At 68.5% G+C, this 21,336-nt stretch carries 17 protein-coding genes; 10 read left to right on the top strand and 7 right to left on the bottom strand.

The window, feature by feature from the left end; all coding sequences use genetic code 11:
• Positions 1 to 145: 145 nt before the first annotated feature.
• Together AC1HFH_RS14495 and AC1HFH_RS14490 are read left to right on the top strand one after the other, a co-directional pair.
• Positions 146 to 508, top strand: coding sequence for a hypothetical protein (locus AC1HFH_RS14495; RefSeq protein WP_480243300.1), 363 nt, complete (start codon positions 146 to 148; stop codon positions 506 to 508).
• Between the two features lie 102 nt (positions 509 to 610).
• Positions 611 to 1,519 (top strand): D-alanyl-D-alanine carboxypeptidase family protein, encoded by a 909-nt coding sequence (locus tag AC1HFH_RS14490; protein ID WP_480243299.1) that lies wholly within the window; start codon positions 611 to 613, stop codon positions 1,517 to 1,519.
• Positions 1,520 to 1,591: 72 nt separating this feature from the next.
• On the opposite strand, the gene AC1HFH_RS14485 is transcribed toward AC1HFH_RS14490, so the two are convergent.
• Positions 1,592 to 1,933 carry an LGFP repeat-containing protein gene (locus tag AC1HFH_RS14485; protein WP_480243298.1) on the bottom strand — a complete coding sequence of 114 codons (342 nt, stop codon included), beginning with the start codon at positions 1,931 to 1,933 and terminating at the stop codon, positions 1,592 to 1,594.
• A 259-nt stretch (positions 1,934 to 2,192) separates the two neighbouring features.
• Positions 2,193 to 7,661, bottom strand: a complete 5,469-nt coding sequence (locus AC1HFH_RS14480) for an ATP-binding protein (protein ID WP_480243297.1) — start codon at positions 7,659 to 7,661, stop codon at positions 2,193 to 2,195.
• 259 nt (positions 7,662 to 7,920) lie between these two features.
• Between AC1HFH_RS14480 and AC1HFH_RS14475 the strand changes: the two genes are divergently transcribed.
• On the top strand, positions 7,921 to 9,063 hold the full coding sequence (locus tag AC1HFH_RS14475) for an MFS transporter (protein WP_480243296.1): 1,143 nt from the start codon (positions 7,921 to 7,923) through the stop codon (positions 9,061 to 9,063).
• A 323-nt stretch (positions 9,064 to 9,386) separates the two neighbouring features.
• Here AC1HFH_RS14475 and AC1HFH_RS14470 read toward each other — a convergent pair whose 3' ends face one another.
• The 5 genes from AC1HFH_RS14470 to AC1HFH_RS14450 all read right to left on the bottom strand — a co-directional run bounded on the left by AC1HFH_RS14470 (position 9,387) and on the right by AC1HFH_RS14450 (position 13,981).
• The gene (locus AC1HFH_RS14470; RefSeq protein ID WP_480243295.1) at positions 9,387 to 10,352 is read right to left on the bottom strand and encodes a helix-turn-helix domain-containing protein; all 966 of its coding nucleotides are present in this window, start codon (positions 10,350 to 10,352) and stop codon (positions 9,387 to 9,389) included.
• A gap of 295 nt (positions 10,353 to 10,647) precedes the next feature.
• Complete coding sequence (locus AC1HFH_RS14465; protein ID WP_480243294.1) at positions 10,648 to 11,382, bottom strand: polyamine aminopropyltransferase; 735 nt, start codon at positions 11,380 to 11,382, stop codon at positions 10,648 to 10,650.
• A 104-nt stretch (positions 11,383 to 11,486) separates the two neighbouring features.
• Entirely contained in the window at positions 11,487 to 12,995 is a 1,509-nt protein-coding gene (locus AC1HFH_RS14460) for a SulP family inorganic anion transporter (RefSeq protein ID WP_480243293.1), read from the bottom strand.
• A gap of 294 nt (positions 12,996 to 13,289) precedes the next feature.
• Entirely contained in the window at positions 13,290 to 13,703 is a 414-nt protein-coding gene (locus AC1HFH_RS14455; RefSeq protein WP_480247851.1) for a MerR family transcriptional regulator, read from the bottom strand.
• Positions 13,704 to 13,834: 131 nt separating this feature from the next.
• Positions 13,835 to 13,981 (bottom strand): DUF1059 domain-containing protein, encoded by a 147-nt coding sequence (locus AC1HFH_RS14450; protein ID WP_480243292.1) that lies wholly within the window; start codon positions 13,979 to 13,981, stop codon positions 13,835 to 13,837.
• Positions 13,982 to 14,135: 154 nt separating this feature from the next.
• Here AC1HFH_RS14450 and AC1HFH_RS14445 point away from each other — a divergent pair, with 154 nt between their 5' ends.
• The 7 genes from AC1HFH_RS14445 to AC1HFH_RS14415 all read left to right on the top strand — a co-directional run bounded on the left by AC1HFH_RS14445 (position 14,136) and on the right by AC1HFH_RS14415 (position 21,321).
• On the top strand, positions 14,136 to 15,605 hold the full coding sequence (locus AC1HFH_RS14445; RefSeq protein ID WP_480243291.1) for an aldehyde dehydrogenase: 1,470 nt from the start codon (positions 14,136 to 14,138) through the stop codon (positions 15,603 to 15,605).
• Between the two features lie 57 nt (positions 15,606 to 15,662).
• Positions 15,663 to 16,412, top strand: coding sequence for an SDR family oxidoreductase (locus AC1HFH_RS14440; protein ID WP_480243290.1), 750 nt, complete (start codon positions 15,663 to 15,665; stop codon positions 16,410 to 16,412).
• Positions 16,409 to 17,308 carry an NAD(P)-dependent oxidoreductase gene (locus AC1HFH_RS14435; RefSeq protein WP_480243289.1) on the top strand — a complete coding sequence of 300 codons (900 nt, stop codon included), beginning with the start codon at positions 16,409 to 16,411 and terminating at the stop codon, positions 17,306 to 17,308. The genes AC1HFH_RS14440 and AC1HFH_RS14435 overlap by 4 nt, the downstream gene beginning before the upstream one ends.
• Positions 17,305 to 17,691, top strand: a complete 387-nt coding sequence (locus AC1HFH_RS14430) for a carboxymuconolactone decarboxylase family protein (protein WP_480243288.1) — start codon at positions 17,305 to 17,307, stop codon at positions 17,689 to 17,691. Before AC1HFH_RS14435 ends, AC1HFH_RS14430 begins: the two co-directional genes overlap by 4 nt.
• Before the next feature lie 27 nt (positions 17,692 to 17,718).
• Positions 17,719 to 19,221, top strand: a complete 1,503-nt coding sequence (locus AC1HFH_RS14425) for an FAD-dependent oxidoreductase (RefSeq protein WP_480243287.1) — start codon at positions 17,719 to 17,721, stop codon at positions 19,219 to 19,221.
• Between the two features lie 33 nt (positions 19,222 to 19,254).
• Positions 19,255 to 19,833, top strand: coding sequence for a TetR/AcrR family transcriptional regulator (locus AC1HFH_RS14420; RefSeq protein WP_480247850.1), 579 nt, complete (start codon positions 19,255 to 19,257; stop codon positions 19,831 to 19,833).
• A 138-nt stretch (positions 19,834 to 19,971) separates the two neighbouring features.
• A complete protein-coding gene (locus AC1HFH_RS14415) occupies positions 19,972 to 21,321 on the top strand; it encodes a cytochrome P450 (protein ID WP_480243286.1) in 1,350 nt (449 codons plus the stop codon).
• Positions 21,322 to 21,336: the final 15 nt, after the last annotated feature.

The raw sequence follows: 21,336 nt of genomic DNA, 5'->3' as shown, positions 1-21,336 counted from the left end.
CGAACGGACCGTCCCCCTCCGGGGGATGGTCCGTTTGCGTTCGGCCGGGCGGCTGCGGCACACGGCACATCAACGGCCCGACAGGCGATGGGTTTACCCTGGACTCCCGCCCGCTCGACCTTGGACTCGACAACTCGAGGTGACTATGTCGGAACGTGGCAATCCGGGCCGTCCCCGCGGCCACAGCGATCGCACCTATCGCCGGGCCGTCCTGTACGGCGGTGCGGCCGTTCTCGCCGCCGTGCTCGCTTTCGCTGTCATCTATGCATGGGCTGGTGACCGGGTGTTCTGCGACGCGGCCGGTACGGAATGCGAGACGACCGCCGCAGTCACGCTCGTCTTCGTCCCGGCCGTCCCTTTGACGGTCGGCGGTATCGGAGCCTTCGTGCTGGCCTATCGTGCCTGGCACCGCGGCGAAGGCTGGATGGTGTGGCAGGGAGCCGGCTGGTTCCTTTTCGTCACCATGGTCATGTACCTGAGCATTGCGGGCACGTCGGCCATTCGTTGAGGCAAACCGTTCGCCACCTCGCTGCGCCTGCCAGGCGCGAGGTGCGGCTCGCGAGCAGCGCAAATCCCACGGATCGGTCCGACAGTCGGTAAGAATGTGCCGATGCGCACCTTTGCCAGAGTGTTGCACGCGACCGTCGCCGCTGCGGTGGTCATCGCCGTCGGACACGGGGCGGCGGATGCCGGTCCCACCGGCAGCGCCGACGGGCCGTGGCCCGCGGCGGGCCCGGCCGGGCTGCAAGCGGCCGGGGCGGCGGTGGCGGACGGTGTCACCGGGACGGTGTTGTGGGCGCGGCAGGCGCACCGACCGGTCCCGATGGCCAGTCTCGCGAAAGTGATGACCGCGGTGGTCGTTATCGACAGCGGGGACCTCGAGCGGCCGGTGACCGTTCCTGCGGAAGCAGCCGGATACTGCGCCCAGCACAACGGCAGCACCGCGGGTCTCGCCGCCGGTGAGGTACTCAGCGCCCGTCAGATCCTGTACGGACTGCTGCTGCCCTCCGGATGCGACGCCGCCTATGCGCTCGCCGAATCGTTCGGCCCCGGGCAGGCGGGCTTCCTCGACAAGATGAATGCGACCGCACACCGGATGGGCCTGGCGGGTACCCGATTCACCGACCCCAGCGGCCTGCCGAATCCCACCGACGATTCCACCCACTCCACCCCCGCGAATCTGGTGTCTCTCGGGGCTCGCGCCATGTGGCGGCCGGTGTTCCGTGAGATCGTCGGCGCGCTCGACCATTACGTGCCGGCGGGCCCGCAGAACCGCGAACACCGTTGGGAGACCACGAACCGGCTGTTGCGCGAATACCCCGGCACCATCGGCATCAAGACCGGCAACACCAACGCTGCCGGGCACTGCCTGCTGTTCGCGACGGTGCGGGCGGGCATCCCGTTGGTCGGTGTGGTGCTGCACAGTTCCGCGCACAGCAGCCGGGCCGCCAAGGAGGACGCCGAGCGGCTCCTGAACTGGGCCTACGACCCGATTCTGGGCGTACTGCCGGTCGGCTGACGGTCTTCGTTCACACAGCACGGCGGGCACCGATCCGAGGATCGGTGCCCGCCGTTTCGATGGCCCGACGTGTCAGCCCGCGTTGACCGTCACCGCGTCATCGGCGAACGAGTAGCTGATCGACCCGTTCTCGAAGTGGCTGATCTTGCCGCCCTCGATGTCCTGCTCGTCGGAGGTGGGGTAGCCCAGCCGGCCACCGGCACCGCCTTCGCCCTCCCAGGCCTGCCGGATGGCGCCGTACACCGTCTTCGCACCTGTCGGGACGGTGAAGTAGATGACGCCGCCGGTGAACTCCTGGTACTTGCCGCCGTTGGGGGCGTCCAACTCGTCCGAGGTCGGCTCCCCTAGCGGACTCGACGCGCCACCGGCCCCGTTGTAGTGGTCGCCGATTGCTCCCTTGACTTCGAACGCCATTCCCGAATCCTTTCGTACAGATACCGATCAGCAAACGCCAGCGACCGTACCCCACGCGGGCCGCCCCGGCGACGCGAATCGCGGGGTAGTTCAACATCTGTACACATGAAGTTCGCCACCCGGAACCACCGGGGGCGTGTCCATCTCGAAACCAGCAGCTACCGGTCGGCATCCGGATGCTACAAGCCGACTGCCGAGCAGAGCCCCGGAAAGACCGGTGGGGCGAGGACGATTCGTCCTCGCCCCACCGGGGACACGCTCAGCGGGCCAGGCCCGCCTCGATGGCGTCGATGATCCGCGGGCGCAGTTCGGCAGCGCGAATGATCGCATCCACCGAGCCGACGTCGACGGCACGCTGCACGTTGTGCACACCGTCGAATTCGGCGGCGACCTCACCGAGCTTCTCGGCCCGGACCGATGCCCGGGTTTCCTCGAATTCGGCGGTGAGGGCGGCGCGTTCGGCACCGGAGGCGGCGGCGGCCCGCTCCTGCAGTTCCTGCACGCGCGGATCGGCGGCGGTCCGGGCATCCACGTCGCCGGAGAACACCACCGCGGCGGCCGGTGCTCCGCCGAGCACCGAGGCATAGGAACCCTCGATGGCGAGGACCGTCATATTCGGGTTCAACGCCTTGGAGAACACGACGAAAGCGCCACCGTGATAGCGCGAGATCACGCAGAACACGATGGGCCCGTCGAAGTTCACGATGGCCCGGCCGATCTCGGCACCGTACTCGAGCTGCACCTTGCGCATCGACTCCGGCGAGCCGTCGAAGCCGGACAGGTTCGCCAGCACGACCAGCGGCCGGTTGCCGCTGGCGGCGTTGATCGCCCGCGCCGCCTTCTTCGACGACTGCGGGAACAGCGTTCCGGCCGTGTACGTGTCGGGTCCGTCGGTGGCGGGGAACCCGCGCCGCGGCACCCCGCGGGACTCGATACCGAGCAGGCAGACCGGGATACCCGCGAGGCGGGCATCCTGCACGACCGCGGTGTCGGCGTCGGCCATCCCGGCCCAGCGTTCCAGCACCGGGTGGTCCTGGTCGGCCAGGGCCCGCATCACGGTGCGGATGTCGAAGGGCTTCTTCCGATCCGGATTCGCCGTGGCGGAGAAGATCTCGCCGACGGTGGTGAAATCGCTGTTGTCGGTCGGGTGCGGGAAGTCGGAGACGTCCCGGTCGACCGGGTCGCCGGTCTCCGCCCGCCGCGGCGTCCGGTCGCCGGGCGCCACATAGGTGTGGTCGTAGTGCGACATCAGGATGGCGCGTGCCGCATTCAGATCCGGCGCCCAGTACTGGGCCTGGCCGTTGGGACCCATCACCCGGTCGTAGCCGCCGATACCGAAGTTGTCCTCCGCGGAGACACCACCCGAGAAGTCGAGCGCCTGCTTACCGGTGAGCACCATCGCCGAATCCGGGGTCATCACGAGAATGCCCTTGGTGTGCATGAGCATGGTCGCCTCGGCGTTCCAGTACGGCTGCGCGCCGACGTTGATACCCGAGACCACGATGTTGATCTCACCGCCGTCCTGGGTGAACTCGACGATCCGCTTGAGCGCGGCCGCCACCCAGTCCATGTTCTCCGTGCCCGAGGTCATCGAGATCCGGGCGCCCGAGGACAGTGCGAACCATTCGACGGGCACCTGCATCCGCTCGGCCAGGTCGAGCGCCGCGATCACCCGGCGGCATTCCGGTTCCGACAGCGCGCCCAGCGATTTCGTCGGATCACCCAGCAGTACCACCCGGGTGATGCCCTGCGGATGCCGTTCGGTCCGGCTGGTGACCACACCGGCGACGATCGCCGCCGTGTTGCGGCCCTTGGGCCGGTCGACCGGTACCAGCTTGTGGTCCGCGTCGAGGTCGTACTCGCTGAACTCACCGAGCAGCCCGGTCAGTTCGTACGGGTACACGGTGTTGCGGCTCGCCGCGCGCAGCACCTTCTGCCGGTACTCGTCGATCGGCTCGACCGCCTCGTCGTGGCGTTCGCCGACCCGCACCACGGGGCTCCCGGTGGCGTCGAACGAGATCCGGACGGCCACCTTGGTCAGTTCGCCGGACTGCGGGTCCCGCTGCCGGGCGATGAGCAGGATCTCCTCGAGACCCGCCCCGACCGTCAGCGGCAGTACGTGGCCGCCGATGACCTTTTCCAGCTCGTCGCGGGCCACATCGATCGGCGGCCAGATGTAGAGCACGATGCGGTTGGTGTTGAAGCGCTTCGCGGCCGACGACCGCTGCGACGCGGCCCGGCGGATCGAGTCGAGGCAGGTGGCGATGGCGATCTCGGCGGACGGCAGCGCCAGCAGCCGGCCGTCGTGGTCGCGCAGTGCCGCCAGGTCGCGGACCTGGGCGAAGGCGACCAGGCGCTGGTCGGCCGGATTCTCCTTGGCGACCGCGCGGAACAGGTACACCTCGTCGTTGTCGGAGGCAGGCAACCGGGTCAGGTCGAACTTGCGCAGCCGGGTCATCTGCATCCGCTGGGCGATGAACGGGTGCAGGCCACGGATGAGCCGCTCCTCGGCCATCCCGACCGCCGACGGACGGAAGGTGAAGTGGTGGTGCATGACCCCGCCGCCGCTGCCCGCGACGGTCATGGTCACCCGGTGCACCTGGCTCGGCAGCGGCTGCGCGGCCAGCTTCTCCTGCAGGTCGGCCGCCATGGCGTCGAAGTCCTCGGGCTGCTTCTCCCAGCTGAGGTAGATGTCGGCCTCGATGGAGGCGGCACCGGCGGCCAGCCGGGACAGCCCCTGCAACGCAGTGTCGAGCGCCTCGAAACCGACCGCGGCCGAGACCAGGGTCAGCCCCCGCCGCTCGGCGACGACGAAACCGCAGCCGCCGAACTCCGCGGCGCGCACGCCGGCGAGGTCCTTGTTGCCGTAGTAGCGGCGGGTGAGCACTTCCAGCATCGCGGTGTTGTCGGCGCTGCCGCGCACGAGACGCTGGCCGAGCAGTTTCACCAGCGGTTCGGTGCTGCGCACCATCTCCGCGATGCGGTCGGCGCGGTCCGGGGTGTCCGGGTGCGCGTCGAGATGGCTGAGCTGCTTGCGGACGTCGGTGTACACGCGGGCTCGATTGCGCCGCAGCAGCGGCAGGCCGAACCATGCGTACACTACGCCGCGAGCCAGATCGGCGATCACCGGGAATCGCACCTGGGTGGCGGCGACCAGGCGCTCCAGCATCAGCCCGACCGGCTCCCGCAGCACCTGATCCGGCACCGGCTCCCGCAGCCACTCCCGCAGCAGGGTGGTGACGACCGTGACGGTGTCGGCGGGCCGCTGCTGGGCGAGGAAGATCCGGAACACCGCGGCTTCGAGCTCGGGGGTCCGGTCCAGCTCGGTGATCCCGTAGTGGCCGAGTGCCTGGGCGAGCCTGGCGCGGTAGGAATCCGGCAACCCAGCACGGTCGGCATCCAGGCTCTGCAGGTAGGTGTGCAGGTACTCGCGCGCGCTGTGCACATGGCCGTGGCCGCCGTCGTCGGCCGACCGGTTGCTGCTCAGTTCGGCGAGGTCGGCGAACACCTGCAGCAGGTCGAGTTCCTCGGCGAGCGGCCGCTGATTGTCGGCGACCGCGGGCCCGCGTACGGCGAGGTAGTCGTCGATCGCCCGGCGCTCGTCGTGCGGATCGACGTCGAAGCCCAGCAGCAGGCTGCGCAGGTCCTGCAGGCAGCGTGCCAGCCGCACCTCGGGCTGCACCGGCATGGCTGCCTCGGGCAGGTCCAGGTCGGCCGCCCCGGCCGCACCGGCCTCGGCCTGGTCCCCGTCATCGCCCAGGGGCTCCAGGCGCAGCAACGGCGCACCGGTTTCCACCTGGGTACCGACCGAGACGGGGCATTCCTTCAGCCGGGCCCGGAACGGTGCCCGCAGCACCGTCTCCATCTTCATGCTCTCCAGCACCAGCACCGGAGCATCCGCTTCGACCTCGTCGCCGACCTGGACCGGTGTGGCGACGACCAGTGCGGGCGCGGGCGATCGGACGACACCGCCCTCGTCGCGGCTGATCCGGTGCGTGACTCCGTCGAGTTCGACCAGGTGGATGGGCCCGTGCGTGCCGGTGATCATCCGGAAGCGGGCGCCGTTGACTGTGATCTGCCCGGCGTGCGCGTCGAAACGCTCCAGGTCGACGTCGGCGGTGTGCAGGCGGCCACCGGAATCGATGCCGACGCGGAACCGGTGTGCACCGACCCGTGCCACCTGCACCCGGTACCCGGCACCGCGCAGCTTGAGGTCGTAGGGGCGCCCGCTCTGGTGCTGCACCTGCGGTCGGCCGCCCGCCGCCGTGGACAGCAGCCGGTGTCGCTCGACTCGTTCGTCTTCCTCGTAGGCGTCGATGGCCGCCACCGCGAGCGCGATCGCGCCGTGCCGGTCGGCGACCAGGCGTCCCTCGCCGCGGACCCGGTCGATCCATCCGGTGTCCGCGCTGCCGTCGATCACCTCGGGCTGGTCGAGCAGGTCCAGGACGAAGCTCTTGTTGGTCGCGCCGCCCTCGATCACCACCTTCGTTTCGGCCACGGCCCGGCGCAGCCGGCCGAGCGCTTCGTCGCGATTGCGGCCGTAGGCGATGATCTTGGCGATCATCGAGTCGAAGTCGGCGGGGATCGTGTCCCCCTCGCTGACGCCGGTGTCGACCCGGATCCCCGGGCCGGCGGGCAGGTTGAGCCGCACGATCCGGCCGGGAGCGGGGGCGAAGTCGCGATCCGGGTCCTCGGCGTTGAGCCGGGCCTCGATGGCATGTCCGCGTTCGGCCGGGGGCTCGCCTTCGAGCTTGCCGCCGGCGGCCACCTGCAACTGCGCCCGGACCAGGTCGAAGCCGGTGGTGCATTCGGTGATCGGGTGTTCCACCTGCAGCCGGGTGTTGACCTCGAGGAAGGCGAACAGCTCGTCGCCGGGGTGGTACAGGAATTCGACGGTGGCCGCGCCGCGGTAGCCGACGGCGAGAGCGAGTCGTTCGGCCGACGCCTTCAGCTCGGCGGCCTGCTCCGGTCGCAGCACCGGCGACGCCGACTCCTCGATGACCTTCTGATTGCGCCGCTGCACCGAACAGTCGCGCACACCGAGCGCCCAGGCGGTGCCTTGTCCGTCGGCGATCACCTGAACCTCGACGTGCCGGGCACCGGTGACCAGGCGCTCCAGGAACACGATGCCGCTGCCGAACGCGCGCGCTGCCTCCTGGCTGGTGCGTTCGTAGGCGTCGACGAGTTCGGATTCGTCGCTGACCTTGCGGATGCCGCGACCGCCACCACCCGCGGTGGCCTTCAGCATCAGCGGGTAGCCGATCTCGGCGGCGGCCTCGACTGCCGCCTCCACCGTCTCGACCGAGCCGTGGCTCCACGGTGCCACCGGGACGCCGACCTCTTCGGCGATCAGCTTGGCGCCGATCTTGTCGCCGAGCTTGCGCATGGCCTCCGGATCGGGACCGATGAAGGTCACCCCGATCTGCTGACACAGCTCCGCGAAGGCGGGATCCTCGGCCACGAAGCCCCAGCCGACCCAGGCGGCGTCGGCCTTCGTCGCGACGAGGGCCTGTTCCAGGGCCTTCGGATCCAGGTACGGGCGCGCGGAGGCCGGGCCGAGGTCGTAGGTGACGTCGGCCTCGTGGACGAACGTGGCGTTTCGGTCGACATCGGTGTAGAGGGCGACCGTTTCTACCGGTAGCCCGGTCTCCGCTGCCAGATCACGCACGGCATGGATGAGCCGCATTGCGGCTTCACCCCGGTTGACGATGGCGATGCGCCTGAACACTCGCCGACTCCTTCCATTCCTGTGCGATGGCCCCGATCGGGCAGATTGCGTAGCGATCCCGGACAGTCTGCGCCATCCCACCCACCAGTGTCGCCACCAGGCACGGTTACCCGCGCGTACTCTGCCCAGGTCCACGCGCCGAGGGTTGACAACTAACTAGTTGGTTACACACGATGGTCGCATGACTCCACCGCTGCGCACCCCGGACCGGGCCGGATCGGCCTCACCCCCGCCCTCGTACGCCCCTTTCGCGCGCACCGTGCCGGCGCTTTGTGCCCTGGGCGTCCTGGTGGTGGGCCAGCTCTACACGGTGCTGCCGATGCTGGACCGGATCGCGGACTCCTGGTCGACCGGTACCGGCGGCGCAGGCTGGACCGCCACCGCCTTCGGCATCGGGTACGCGGGCGGCTTCCTGATCTCGGGCCCGCTGTCGGACCGGTTCGGCCGGCGCCGGCTCATCGTCGGCGGCCTCGCCCTCACCGCCCTCGCCACCGCAGCCGTGGCGGCGGCGAACGACCTGGGTACCGGGTGCGGGCTCCGCCTCGTGCAGGGATTGTGCGCGGCCACCTTCGCCCCGGCCGCCTTCGCCTATATCGCCGAGCGCATCGAACCGCAACGCCGAGTCACCGCAATGACCTGGCTGACGAGTTCCTTCCTGGCCGCAGGCGTCCTCGGACAGGTGTTCGCGCAGTGGCTGGCCGAAGCTGCCGGCTGGCGGTCGGTCTTCCTGATCTGTGCTGCGGCAGCAGGAGGCGGCGCAGTACTGCTCGGTGTCGTGCTCGAGCCGGACCGGAGCAATGCCACCGGCTCGATCGGCGGCGCGTTCCGGGCGATGGGCCTGCTGCTGACCAACCCTGCGCTGGTGCTGCTCCTGCTGTCTGCCACCACGCTGCTCTGCGGTTTCGTCGCCGTCTACACCGGCCTCGAGGTCACCGGACCCGAATCGCTGACCGACGACCCCGAGGCCATGCTCGCCTTGCGCGCCGGTTCGCTCCCGGCACTCGTACTCGTCCCACTCCTCGCGCCGTGGCTCGGCCGCCTCGGCGCCGGCCATCGGGTGGTCGCGGCACTGCTACTGGCCGGTGGCACGGCCCTGACCGGTGCGGTGGTGTCAGGCGGCACCGGACCCGGAGGGGTTTCGCTCGGAGTGCTGCTGTTCGTCTTCGCCGCAGCGATCGCGGTGGCCGCACCGGCACTGGTGGAAGCGATCGGCACCCGGGCCGGGCAGGCCCGCGGCGCGGCCGTCGCTCTCTACACCTGCGCCCTGTTCCTCGGCGCCTCCGCCGGACCCGCCATGATCGGCCCCGTTTCGGGCGGCCTGACGACCGTTTTCACTGCCGTCGCCGGAATCCTCGCGGCGGGCGCGCTACTGGCGTTCCTCGGTGCCCGCGCGCCTCGATGACACCCACCACACCAGTGAAGCCACACCCATGCCTGCGCTCCGATCGACGACGGCACAGCGCTTCTCCGGACCCAGACCATGATCGCCGCAGCGGAACCATCCGCCTGAGCAAGTGGCCAGCCGCCCACGAAGGCACCGGACCGCCACCCGAAACGCCACACGTCACCGCCGGTTGACCCGGCACAGCCGGACCGTTCGACTGGGTCGGGCACCGTCGGCACCCGGATTCGTCTCCGACGCACCGGCGGTGCCCTGCCACACCGCGGGTCCGGACCTGCCGAACCGCAACGCGTCCGAACTGCAGCGCGTCCGGGCCGTTCGGGTCAGCGGCTGTGGGCAGCCCGGTAGTCACCCGGCGTCATCCCGGTCTCCTCCAGGAACGCCCGATAGAACGTGCGATCGGAGGCGAAGCCCGACGCATATGCGACCAGCATCGGGGAGATCGATCGATCCTGCAGCAGTAGTCGCTGCCCGTGCCGCACGCGCATTCTGCGCAAACTCGCAGAGAAGCCGCAGCCGGACTCCTCGAAGATCCGGAACAGTGTGCGGCGCGATACATTGCATGCGGCGGCGATTTCGTCCACCGTCAACTGGGGATCCGTACATCGGCGGCGCATGACGTCCAGCGCCTGCTCATGCCGCAGCCGTTCGCCGGGCGCATCGACAGCGCGCTCCCCCGCCGCCAGCAGAACCGCCGATCCGAACAGATCCAAGGCCCCCGACGCCAGCACATCCGCCTGCGCCGGCGACTCCTGCCGCACCCGGGCGAGGTTGCGGAAGAACTCGGCAACCACGCCCGCCGCACCGATGGCCGGCAATCGCACCGCCACGGGCCAATCCATTCGGTTCAGTCCCGGCTGTTCCCGAAGCATCCGAATCGGCACCTGCACCGTCACCATTTCGAACCTCGATGCGTACGGCCAGTAGTACGGCTGCGAGGTATCGAAAAAAATCATCTCCCCCGGTCCGATCACCGCAGTTCGACCGGCCTGGATCAGGCGTAGCTGCCCTTCGGCAGGAACAACTGCCATCAGGTACTCCTCGGCCGAGCGACTGATGTGGCGACGAGATCGTCGAAACCGTTGATTCACACCGGCAAGAGTCGTCGATATGATACCTTCGGCCCCCGTCAGTGCCCCGCCCGACACCCGGCCGTGGAACGGCCGCTCGGCATATGTCTCCACCGAGAGCGGCACGTTGTACGTCTCCGCCATCAGAGCCTGCCACCGATCGTATTCCTCGCCACGACCCGTCGCCGACGAAAGTTCCAACGCCAGTTCCAGTCCCATACTCCGACGGCCCCCTCGGAAACACGCTTCGAACACTGCCGACCCTGCGGCACGGGACGAGGATATCCCGTGGACCATCCCGCCGGAGCGAATAGCATCCAGCAGCCGAGTCGGGTCACGGCGCACCGGCTCAGCCGGACCCGCGATCAGATCCCGTCGAAGGTGACGTCGATGCCCCGGAACGCCGGGTCGGCCACGGGCCGATGAGCCCGAGGAAGTCCGGCAGGACCTCCGGCGCCGCATCGCCCCGGAGGTGCACACCCGGTTCGGATTACCGGTCGAGCAGGTAGACCCCTTACGCAAGGGCAGAGTAGTCCGGCCGGGTCGCGAGGTAGACGGTGCTCGTCGATGTTTCGCGAGTCAGCGGATTGCCGAAGGACACGGCCTTGCCTTCGACATCGACGAAGACCTCTTCCAGCAGCTTGCCGAAGCTGTCGTCCGGGAGCCCATCGGCCCACATGGCAAAAGTGCCGCCGGGCACCAGAAGTCGCGACAGCGACCGCAGGCCGTCGGCGGTGTAGAACCCCGCGTGCGAGTCGTGCAGGACGTGCTGCGGAGTGTGGTCGATATCGAGCAGCACCGCATCGAATGTCCGCCCCGGGCTGTCGGCGTCGAACCCGGCCGGCGCGGTCGCGGCGGCGAAGAAGTCGGCGCATACGAGGTCGACGCGAGCATCCGCGGACAGGCCGGCAGCCTCGGGCAGCAATCCGCGCGCATGCCATTCGATGACCGCGTCCGAGTACTCGATCACGCGGAGAGTACGCACCCGCGGGTCGGTGAGCGCTTCCACCGCGGTGTATCCGAGCCCCAGGCCCCCGACCACGATATCCAGGTCGTTTCCCGGAGTACGGGCGAGGCCCGAACGGGCCAGTTCCCGCTCGGCCACCGTGAACAGGCTCGACATCAGGTATTCGTCGTCGAGTTTCACCTCATAGACGTCGGCTCGCGCAACCGGGTCGAATCGCCGCCGGAGGCTGAACTCCCCCATCGGCGTCTGCCGCCAGCCCAGTTCTTCGAATCGCGCACTCATCGTGACATCACCATCGCACCGTACGCGGAAACCGGCGCGCATCCCGGCCCCGGCGGATGCCGCGGCGGTCGGTGCCGGTTGCCGTACTTCTGGGCGTGGCCCGCTCAGTGCGCGCCGGCGAGATGCCCGGACAACTGCCCGTGCCGCTTCTCGGACGCCGCGTTCATGCCGATGATCTCGACATGCTTGCCCTTGGCCTCGTACTTCTGGGTGATGCCGTCCAATGCGGCGACGGTCGAGGCGTCCCAGATGTGTGCCTCGGACATATCGATGATCACGTTGTGCGGATCGCCGACATAGTCGAACTGGTAGACCAGGTCGTTGCTGGAGGCGAAGAAGAGTTCGCCCTGCACCTTGTAGACCCGGGTGTCGACGTCCCCGTCGTGGTTCGTATCGGCCTCGTGCACCTTGATCACCTCGGTGAAGTGCGCGACCCGATGCGCGAACGCCACCATGGCCGTCAGGACACCGACGAGGACGCCGTAGGCGAGGTTGTGGGTGAACACGGTGACCACGACGGTGACCAGCATCACGGTGGTCTCCGCGATCGGCATCCGGCGCAGCGTCTTCGGCGCGATCGAGTGCCAGTCCATGGTGCCGACCGACACCATGATCATCACCGCGACCAGCGCTGCCATCGGAATCTGCGCCACCAGGCCACCGAGGCCGACCACGAGAATCAGCAGGAAGATGCCCGCGAGGAAAGTCGAGAGGCGGGTACGAGCCCCCGACGACTTCACGTTGATCATGGTCTGGCCGATCATCGCGCAGCCGCCCATGCCGCCGAAGACACCGGTGACGATATTGGCGATGCCCTGGCCCCAGCCCTCCCTGGTCTTGTCGGAGTGGGTGTCGGTGATGTCGTCGACCAGCTTGGCCGTCATCAGGGATTCGAGCAGGCCGACCAGCGCCATGGCGAGGGCGTACGGGGCGATGATGCCCAGGGTCTCGAAGGTGACAGGGACGTCGGGGATGAACAGCGACGGCAGGCTCGACGGCAACTCACCCTCGTCACCGACATCCGGCACATTCAACGCGAAGGCGATGGTGGCCGCGGTGAGCAGCACGATCGCCACCAGCGGGGCGGGCACGACATTGGTCAGTTTGGGCAGGAAGACCATGATCAGCAGGCCCACGCCGACCATGGGGTACACCAGCCACGGCACGCCGAGCAGGTGCGGCACCTGGGACATGAAGATCAGGATGGCCAGGGCATTCACGAACCCGACCATCACGCTGCGCGGGATGAACCGCATCAGTTTCGCGACGCCGAGCACGCTGAACAGCACCTGCAGCACACCGGCCAGCAGGACCGCCGCGATGAGATAGTCCAGGCCGTGCTCCTTCACCAGCGGGGCGATCACCAAGGCCACAGCACCGGTGGCAGCCGAGATCATGGCCGGGCGTCCGCCGGTGATCGCGATCGTCACCGCCATGGTGAACGAAGCGAACAGACCCACCCGTGGATCGACTCCGGCGATGATCGAGAACGAGATCGCCTCCGGGATCAGCGCCAATGCGACGACCAAGCCGGCCAGCACCTCGGTACGCAGCAGTTTCGGGCTGCGCAGCGCAGCGATAACCGACCCTTCGGTTTCTCGTTCCGCAGACACGGCGGTCCCCACGGCGGCTCCAATCCTTGGTCAGCGCACTCGCGGTTTCTGCCGAACCGGGTGCGTGCGACGGTGAGAAGATCTCGGGAGATGAGCGGCCGCCGGATGCGGCATCGGCGGGAAACATGGGGCGGCATTGCCCAGCGTCCTGTTCCAGCTGACACTCAGCTGGCCAGAACTCTACCCTCCAGTACGGGTAGAGTTACAAGACCCGGACGGCGAACGTGGCCGACATCTCATCAGCGGCAACGGCCGCATGCAGCCACCCGATCCGACGGATACCTCGCTGCGGGATCAGCGAACGGATGGCGCGGCGCGCTCGGTCAGCAGGCCGGTCAATTCCTCGGCATAGGCTAGCTGCCGACGTAACCGCACACTGCTCTCGATCGCCTTGTCCCGGCATACGCCGAGAAACTCGGCCGCCTGCCGCCGAGCCGACTCGGACGCATCCTCGGCGTCGAGTACCTCCAGCGCTTCCAGGAGACCCTTCATCTCGGCGAGCGTGAATCCCAGCGGCTTCATCCGGCGTACGACAATCAGGCGCTCGACATCACCTTCGGTGTAGAGCCGAAAGCCGCCCGCCGACCGAGCAGACGGCGTGACCAGGCCGACCTCGTGGTAGTGCCGCAGGGTGCGGATCGACAACTCGGTGCGCAGCGCGACTTCGCCGATCTGCAGATGCCTGCCGGCCTCTTCCCGCACTGTCAACCTCCACGCCGGGCCACGATCCACCGGCGATCGCTGCGGTGCCCCGGTCCCGTGTACGACTGTTCGAATTCTCTTCACTCTAACGGTGCGACGCCGACCGGCCGGCACACAGGGACGGACCCGACCCGCAGTCAATAGGCGAACAGCAGGATCTCCTCGCGGGTGTAGTCGTGACCGGGATGATCGGCCGCCAGGTGGGCGCGGGCCCGTTCGACGAGATCGTCCTCGTCCACACCGGTGATCAGGTCCCCGCACGGACATCTCAGCCTGGTCTTCATCGCTCACCCTTTCCACGTCCGGCGCCGGAAAATCCGAACACTCGATTGGACATCTGTCCGGACAGTACCACCGACAACTCTTGTGCTCTTGCGCTCCGAATCGATGGTGAAATATAGTCCAGACACCTGTCCAGACTAATGGGGAGACACGGTTATGAGTGACCTGCGGCCCGCCGACGGCACCCGTTTGCTGATCGACGGGGAGTTGCGGCGAGGATCGGGCGGCCGCTTCGCGACACACAATCCGGCGACCCGGGCACGGCTCGGCTGGGCCGCCGAGGCCAGCGCGGCAGATGTGGACGCGGCGCTCACCGCCGCACGGACCGCGTTCGACGAAACGGAATGGTCCACCGATCCCGTGTTCCGGGCTCGCTGCCTGCGCCAGCTGCGGGACGCGATGCGGGACAACATCGACGAGCTGCGCGAAATCACCATCGCCGAGGCCGGAGCACCGCGGATGCTGACCTCCGGCCCCCACCTCGAGGGTCCGGTCGCCGATCTGGGTTTCTTCGCCGATCTCGCCGAATCCTATTCGTGGCGTTCCGATCTGCCGATTGCTGAGCCACTCGGGATGCGGACCCGGCGCGAGTTGCGCCGCGAGGCGACCGGGGTCGTCGCCGCGATCACCCCGTGGAACTTCCCGCACCAGATCAACCTCGCCAAGGTCGGCCCGGCCCTGGCCGCGGGCAACACCGTCGTCCTCAAGCCGGCACCCGACACACCCTGGTGTGCGGCCGCGCTCGGCACCCTCGCGGCACAGCACACCGATATCCCGGCCGGGGTGTTCAACGTCGTCACCGCGTCCGATCACCGGATCGGGGCCCTGCTCTGCGCGGATCCACGCGTGGACCTGGTGTCGTTCACCGGTTCCACCCGCACCGGCAAGGCCGTCATGGCCGCGGCATCGGACACGGTGAAGAGGGTGTTCCTGGAGCTGGGCGGCAAGTCGGCGTTCGTGGTGCTCGACGATGCCGACATCGCCGCCGCATGCGGGATGGCCGCGTTCTCGGTGTGCGTGCATGCCGGTCAGGGCTGCGCGTTGTGTACCCGGCTGCTCGTACCCCGATCCGCCTACGACGAAGCAGTCGCGGCAACGACCAAAGCGCTCGGCAGCGTCCGGGTGGGCGATCCCGCCGACCCGCGCACGGTCTGCGGACCGCTGATCTCGGCGACACAACGGCAGCGTGTCGAAGGTTATCTGGATCTCGCCGTACAGGAAGGCGGCGAAGTCCTGGTCGGTGGCGGCCGCCCCGCTGCGCTTCCCGACGGCTACTACGTCGAACCCACGCTGATCGCGGGCGTATCCAACGATTCCACCGTGGCGCAGGAGGAGATCTTCGGCCCGGTGCTGGTGATCCTCCCCTATGACGACGACGCCGATGCCGTCCGGATCGCCAATGCTTCGCCGTACGGCCTGTCCGGCTCGGTGTGGGGCACCGACCCCGACCGGATCGACCGCGTCGTCTCCGCGATCCGGACCGGAACGCTGGGCGTGAACGGCGGCACCTGGTACGCCGCGGACGCACCGTTCGGCGGTTACAAGCAATCCGGAATCGGCCGCGAGATGGGCGTCGCCGGGTTCGAGGAATACCTGGAGACGAAGCTCGTCGCCTATCCGGCCTGACCCACCGAATCCGCCGAACCGATTCGGCGAACGACACTTTCGAGGAGAACGTCGACCATGACCCGATTCACCGATCGCACCGCGATCGTCACCGGTGCGGCACAGGGCATCGGCGCCGCCTATGCCGAAGCGCTGGCCGCCGAGGGCGCCCGCGTCGTGGTGGCCGATATCAACGCCGACGCCGGTGCCGCCGTGGCCGAGAAGATCACTGCCGCAGGCGGTACCGCCGCCTTTCACGAGGTCGACGTAGCCGACCCGGAATCGGCGGCGGCACTGGCCGCCTTCACCGCCGAGAAGTTCGGCGGCATCGATCATCTGGTGAACAACGCCGCGATCTACGGCACCATGAAACTGGATCTGCTGCTGACGGTGCCGTGGGACTACTACAAGCGCTTCATGAGCGTGAACTTCGACGGCGCCCTCAACATGATCCGCGCCGTGTGGCCGACGATGTCCGCCGCGGGTGGTTCGATCGTCAACCAGTCCTCGACCGCCGCCTGGGTCTACTCCGGCTTCTACGGTCTGGCCAAAGTGGGCGTGAACGGCCTCACCCAGCAGCTCGCGCACGAACTCGGCGGCTCGAAGATCCGGATCAACGCCATTGCGCCCGGTCCGATCGACACCGAGGCGACCAAGACCGTCACCCCCGAGATCATCGTCGCCGACATGGTGAAGCGACTGCCTTTGAAGCGGATGGGCACACCGCAAGACCTCGTCGGTGCGTGTCTGTTCCTGCTCTCCGACGAGGCGAGCTGGATCACCGGACAGATCTTCAACATCGACGGCGGACAGGTCATCCGCTCATGACCGGCACCGAACCGCGGGTCGGCTTCGTCGGCCTGGGCACGATGGGCGCCCCCATGGCGCAGCGTCTCGTCGACTGGCCCGGTGGACTGGTGGTGTGCGATACGCGGCCCAGCGCCACGGAACAGATCGCTGCCGACGGTGCCACCGTCGCGGCGACCCCGGCCGCAGTGGCCGAGACCGCAACCGTGGTCTCCGTGGTCGTCCTCGACGACGACCAGGTCCGCGATGTCGTCGCCGGTCCGGACGGCATCCTGTGCACCGCGCAGCCGGGCACGGTGATCGCAGTGCACTCCACGATCTCCGACACCACGGCGGCCGAACTCGCCGAAACCTGTGCGGTACACGAGGTCGACCTGGTGGACGCACCGGTGAGCGGCGGTGCGCCGGGCGCCACGAAGGGGCGTCTGGCGGTGATGGTGGGCGGCACCGACGCCGCGTTCGCCGCGGTCCGTGCGCCCTTCGGGCGGTGGGCCGATCTGGTCGTGCACGCCGGTCCGGTCGGCACCGGCACCCGGATGAAGCTGGCCCGCAACCTGCTGCACTTCGTTTCGTTCGCCGCCGCCACCGAGGCCGCCCGGCTGGCCGAACGGGCCGGACTCGACATCCGCCGGCTGGGTGAGGTCGTCCGGCACTCCGATGCGGTGACCGGCGGGCCCGGCGCCATCCTCTGGCGTGACACCACCGCGCTCCTCACCGCGGACGATCCCTGGCTGCCGATCCTGTCGCATGTCCGCGACCTCGGCGAGAAGGACCTCGGGCTGGCGCTGGCCCTCGGCGACCGGCTCGGCGCCGACCTGCCGCTGACCCGGCTCGGGCTCGACCTCCTCGCCGAGGGCCTGGGCCTGCCATCGTCCGCCACGACCACCGCTGCCGAACCCGACAGGAGCCACAGATGAGCGACGATGCCCGTACCCGCGGCCTGGCCCGGATGAAGGAGGTCTACGGCTGGCAGCCCCCGGAGATCGACGGCGCCTTCTTCGCCACCACCGTCGATCATCTCTTCGCCGGCATCTGGTCCCGGCCCGGCCTCACCGATCGGGACCGGCGCCTGCTACTGCTCGGCGTACTGGCCGCGCAAGGCCGGATGGAGACCGCCGAGATCCAGATCCACGCCGCCCTGCACAACGAGGAACTGACCGAGGAACAGTTGCGTGAGATCGCCCTGTTCCTGTGTCACTACGTGGGCTGGCCGAACGGCACCCGTCTCGACACCGCGATCGGTACCGTCGTCGACCGGGCCCGCAAGGGCGGCGAACCGCAGATGCGGCGTCCGAAGTAACGAACCACCAGACAGGCTGAATACACGATGTCCGATACTCCGACCTTCCGGCCGATCGATATCGCCGATGTTGCGCAGTGGGATCTGACGGCAGATGTGGTCGTTGCCGGCTACGGCGTCGCCGGTGCCGCCGCCGCGATCGAAGCGGCCCGGGCGGGCGCCGATGTGCTCGTCCTGGAACGCACCGGCGGCTGGGGCGGCGCCGCCGCGCAGGCCGGTGGCTTCATCTACCTCGGCGGCGGTACCCCGCTGCAGCGGGCGCTGGGCTTCGACGACACCCCGGAGAACATGGAGCGATTCCTCGTGGCGGCACTCGGCCCCGGCGCCGACCGCGCGAAGATCGCCGACTACTGCGCCGGCAGCGTCGCGCACTACGACTGGCTCGTCGACTGCGGCGTGCCGTTCCGCGAGGCGTTCTGGGATCAGCCCGGCTGGGAGCCTCCACACGACGAGGGGCTGATGTACTCCGGCGGCGAGAACTCGGCACCGTTCAACACGCTCGCCGATCCGGCGCCGCGCGGGCATGTGCCGCAGATGCAGAACAAGCAGACCGGCGCCAAGGGCGGCGGCTACATGCTGATGAAACCCCTCACCGACACCGCAGGTGGCCTCGGGGTCCGCGCCGAGTACGACATCCGTATCCGGCGGCTGGTCGTCGACGGTGACCGGGTGGTGGGTGTGCTCGCCACCCGCTACGGTGAGCCGCTCGCCGTCCGGGCGCGCTCCGGCGTCGTACTCGCCACCGGAAGCTTCGCCTACAACGCGACGATGGTCGAGAGCTTCGCGCCCCGACTGATCGGCCGGCCCGGTGCCGCGATCGAGGAGCACGACGGCGCCGCGATCCGGCTGGCCCAGGCCCTCGGCGCCGATCTGGCGCATATGGATGCGACGGAGGTGGCCTTCTTCGGCGATCCGCAACTGCTGGCCCGCGGCATCCTGGTCAACGGACGCGCCCAGCGGTTCGTCCCCGAGGACACCTACCCTGGGCGGATCGGCCAGGAAGTGCTGTTGCGCAACGAGAACAAGGCGTACCTGATCATCGACGAAGCATCCCTCGAAGCCGGGCTGGCAACCGAGACCTCGACGCCGTTCTTCCGGGTGTCCCCCAAATGGGTGGCCGAATCGGTGGCCGAACTCGAAGCCGATATGGGGCTGCCCGAGCAGGCGTTGCAGTCGACCGTCGAGGTGTACAACCGCCATGCAGCGCACAGCAGCGACCCCCTGCTCGGAAAGAAGCCCGAATGGGTCGCGCCCCTCACGGGCGCGGTCGCCGGTTTCGACATGGTCTCGCACACCGCCGGATTCACGCTCGGTGGGCTGCGGACCGATCTGAACTCGCGGGTCCTGCACGTGACCGGCGACCCGATTCCCGGGCTCTTCGCGGCCGGACGCTGCACGGCCGGGCTCTGTGCCGGCGGCTATGTCTCCGGGGCCTCACTCGGCGACGGCAGCTTCTACGGGCGCCGCGCAGGCTTGGCCGCGGCCGGACGACCGCGGGTCGAACTCGACCCCGAACAACCCGCCGACTAAACTGTACTGGTGTCCGAAACGAATTCCGATTCCGTGATCCTCGAGGCCACTCGGCGGCGTCTCACCGAAAAGCAGGCCGATACCGTCGACCGGCTGACAAAGGCCGCGGTCGAAGTTCTCGAACAGCAGGGATATGCCGGACTCACCGTTCGAATGGTGGCAGCAGCCGCCGGTGTCGGCACTGCGACGGCCTATACATATTTCTCGTCCAAGGACCACCTGGTGGCCGAGGTGTTCTGGCGCCGGCTCCTGCAGTCGCCCCGCCTCGAATACACCGACGAGCAGACGATCACCGACCGGGTGGTGGCGGTACTGCGGCAGGTGTGCCTGATCGTCGGCGGTGAACCGGAACTCGCCGGTGCAGTGACCAGCGCCCTGCTCGGCCAGGATCCCGATGTCGCGCATCTGCGGGGCCGGATCGGCCTGGAGATCCGGCACCGGATCGCCGAGGCGCTGGGCACCGCCCCGGATGACGATGTCTTGGCGGCATTCGAAATCGTCTACGCCGGGGCACTGGTGCGCGCCGGAATGGGATACGGCACGTACGACGAAATGGCCGACCGAATCGAACGCACCGTTCATTTGATTCTGGACGATCGACAGAAGGCGTAGAACGACACCTCAGCGAACAAAAATCCGCCCCGGGAACCGGGGCGGATTTTTCGTGTTCGAGCCCGGCGAAACATTGCCCGACGGGACGCACCATAGTACTGTCTGGACAGGTGTCTATACAAGATAGTGAGGTCTTCGATGACGCTCTTGAAACCCCGGCGGGTGTCCGGCGGCGAGGACGAGCACGGCCATCTGGCGGAATTCCGGACCGACCCCATCGGCCTGATGCAGCGCGTGCGCGACGAGTGCGGCGATGTCGGCGCCTTCGAACTGGCGGGCCGGGACGTGGTGCTGTTGTCCGGTGCGGAGGCCAACGAGTTCTTCTTCCGCTCCACCGACGACGACCTCGACCAGCAGGCTGCATACCCGTTCATGAAGCCGATCTTCGGCGAAGGTGTCGTGTTCGATGCCAGCCCGGAACGACGCAAGGAGATGCTGCACAACCAGGCGCTGCGCGCCGATCACATGCGCGGCCACGCCGCGACGATCTCCCACGAGGTGGACCGGATGATCGCCGGCTGGGGCGAATCCGGCGAGATCGACCTGCTCGACTTCTTCGCCGAGCTGACGATCTACACGTCGTCGGCCTGCCTCATCGGCACCAAGTTCCGCAACCAGCTCGACAGCCGGTTCGCCCGCCTCTACCACGACCTCGAACGCGGCACCGACGCACTGGCCTACGTCGACCCTTACCTGCCCATCGACAGCTTCCGCAAACGCGACGAATCGCGCCGGGCGCTGGTCGCCCTGGTCCAGGACATCATGGACGACCGGATCGCGCATCCGCCGCGGGACAAGGACGATCGCGACCTCCTGGACGTCCTCGTGTCCGTGCGCGACGACGCGGGCGACCCCAGGTTCTCCGCATCGGAGGTCACCGGCATCTTCATCTCGATGATGTTCGCCGGCCACCACACCACCTCCGGCACCTCGGCGTGGACCATGATCGAACTGCTCCGGCACCCCGGCACCATGCAGGCCGTCGTCACCGAACTGGACAGCCTGTTCGCCGACGATCCCGAAGTGAGTTTCCGGGCGCTGCGCCGGATCCCGATGCTGGAGGCGGCACTCAAGGAATCCCTGCGCCTGCATCCGCCGCTGATCATCCTGATGCGGGTGGCGCGCGGTGAGTTCGAGGTCTGCGGCCACCGGATCGCCCCGGGCGACCTCGTGGCAGCCACCCCCGCGATCTCCAACCGGCTGCCGGAAGACTTCCCCGACCCCGGCACCTTCGATCCGGGCCGCTACGTAGACCCCGAGCAGGCCGATATCGTCAACCGGTGGACCTGGATACCGTTCGGTGCCGGCCGGCACCGCTGCGTCGGTGCCGCCTTCGCACTCCTGCAGATGAAGGCGATCTTTGCCATCCTGTTGCGCGACTGGGAGTTCGAGCCGGCACAGCCCGCGGAGTCGTATCGCAACGATCACTCGAAGATGGTGGTCCAGCTGCAGCAGCCCTGCCGCGTGCGGTACCGGCGCCGGCGGTGACGCGACCGGACCGGC

The sequence above is a fragment of the Nocardia sp. KT25-26 genome (genome assembly GCF_056627695.1).
Note: the sequence above shows the minus strand (reverse complement) of the source record. Positions and strands in the feature narration are given on the sequence as shown.

Bases quoted from the DNA above. Each gene is read 5' to 3' on its own strand.
- AC1HFH_RS14495 (WP_480243300.1), top strand. From the start codon at position 146: ATGTCGGAACGTGGCAATCCGGGCCGTCCCCGCGGCCACAGCGATCGC.
- AC1HFH_RS14490 (WP_480243299.1), top strand. From the start codon at position 611: ATGCGCACCTTTGCCAGAGTGTTGCACGCGACCGTCGCCGCTGCGGTG.
- AC1HFH_RS14485 (WP_480243298.1), bottom strand. From the start codon at position 1,933: ATGGCGTTCGAAGTCAAGGGAGCAATCGGCGACCACTACAACGGGGCC.
- AC1HFH_RS14470 (WP_480243295.1), bottom strand. From the start codon at position 10,352: ATGGGACTGGAACTGGCGTTGGAACTTTCGTCGGCGACGGGTCGTGGC.
- AC1HFH_RS14465 (WP_480243294.1), bottom strand. From the start codon at position 11,382: ATGAGTGCGCGATTCGAAGAACTGGGCTGGCGGCAGACGCCGATGGGG.
- AC1HFH_RS14450 (WP_480243292.1), bottom strand. From the start codon at position 13,981: ATGAAGACCAGGCTGAGATGTCCGTGCGGGGACCTGATCACCGGTGTG.
- AC1HFH_RS14445 (WP_480243291.1), top strand. From the start codon at position 14,136: ATGAGTGACCTGCGGCCCGCCGACGGCACCCGTTTGCTGATCGACGGG.
- AC1HFH_RS14440 (WP_480243290.1), top strand. From the start codon at position 15,663: ATGACCCGATTCACCGATCGCACCGCGATCGTCACCGGTGCGGCACAG.
- AC1HFH_RS14435 (WP_480243289.1), top strand. From the start codon at position 16,409: ATGACCGGCACCGAACCGCGGGTCGGCTTCGTCGGCCTGGGCACGATG.
- AC1HFH_RS14430 (WP_480243288.1), top strand. From the start codon at position 17,305: ATGAGCGACGATGCCCGTACCCGCGGCCTGGCCCGGATGAAGGAGGTC.
- AC1HFH_RS14425 (WP_480243287.1), top strand. From the start codon at position 17,719: ATGTCCGATACTCCGACCTTCCGGCCGATCGATATCGCCGATGTTGCG.
- AC1HFH_RS14415 (WP_480243286.1), top strand. From the start codon at position 19,972: ATGACGCTCTTGAAACCCCGGCGGGTGTCCGGCGGCGAGGACGAGCAC.